General features: G+C 69.8%; 1 protein-coding gene. It reads right to left on the bottom strand.

All coding sequences use genetic code 11. The annotated features are described in order from the left end of the window. Window positions 1-42: 42 nt before the first annotated feature. Complete coding sequence (locus tag DQW06_RS09145; protein ID WP_013152264.1) at window positions 43-660, bottom strand: DeoR/GlpR family DNA-binding transcription regulator; 618 nt, start codon at window positions 658-660, stop codon at window positions 43-45. Window positions 661-1,214 lie beyond the last annotated feature (554 nt).

Here is a 1,214-nt window from a genome sequence, read left to right as displayed (position 1 = left end):
CCCGACCCGTTCGTCACCGGGCGTGTCCGGCGCCGGGCGGGATCAGACCACGCGTACGCGCGGTCCGCGTCCGCGCAGCCTCCGGACGTCCTCGGGATCGGTGCCGCTGTCGGTGATGAGGCAGTCCACCTCGTGCAGGCGCGCGAAGCGGGAGATGCGGTCGCCGCCGATCCTGGTGTGGTCGGCCAGCAGCACGGTCCTGGACGAGGCCCGCACCATGGCCTGCCTGGTCATCACCTCCGCGGGATCGGCACAGGTCAGGCCCCGCCCGGGGGACACGCCGTCGGCGACGATGAAGGCCACGTCGACGTGGAGCTGCTCCAGCAGGCGCACGGAGGCCAGCGTGGTCCCGGCCGCCGCGCTCACCCGGCCCCCCAGGAGGTGCACGGAGAGGTCGCGGCGCGAGGCCAGCCCCAGCGCGGCCGGGACCGAGTTGGTCAGGACGCTCAGCCCGCACCCGGCGGGCAGCAACCACGCGATCCGCTCCGCCATCGGCCCGGCGTCGAGCATGATCACCCCGTCCTTCGGCAGTTCCTCCAGGGCGGCCCTGGCGATCCTGCCCTCGGCGACCGAGAGCCGCCCCGTTCCGGACGGTGTCGTCGTGGCGCTCGCTCCAGCTGCCTGCCTGACAACCGTGGCGCCACCGCTGAGACCACTCACAAGGTCCTCCGATCCGTCGATGGTCAACCCCTCGGCCGAGGGGGCGACGGGCCCCGGCCCGGCGAATGAATGCGATCGGGTCCTCTGCTTCCTCACGAAGAGAGCATCCCGGCCGAAGGGGAACGGTATGCGAATACCCCCGCTGTTCGGGGAAAACCGTTGCGAAATGGCAACGTCACCCTGGGTGCGGGCCTCGTACGGGAGCCGCCGACCTGCGGGTCGGGCACCTCGGCGGTGGCGGAGCGGCGGCGCGAGGGAGGGAAATCCTCGGCAGGGTCTTCTACCACAGCAGAAGGGGACACAAGGCAACGCACACGGACGGGAACGGAAACATAAGTGCAACTGGTTCCACATCTGGCTGCAATAGTGTTATTTTCATCTCTCCCGGGGGAGCGGTCGTGGAGGGGGGAGGGCTCGCATGCCGTTCGACGAGAACATGAGCGCCTCCCAACGCAAGGCGATCGAGGTCCTCACCGGCATCCCCATCCCCAAGGCGAGCATCAACACCCTGGGTCGCGGTTCGGAGGTCTACGCCGAGCTCGACAAGCGCATCA

It is taken from the genome of Nocardiopsis sp. TNDT3 (genome assembly GCF_003427465.1).
GTDB lineage: Bacteria > Actinomycetota > Actinomycetes > Streptosporangiales > Streptosporangiaceae > Nocardiopsis > Nocardiopsis dassonvillei.
The sequence above is the reverse complement of the archived record's forward strand: the minus strand, read 5'-3'. Positions and strand labels throughout refer to the sequence as shown.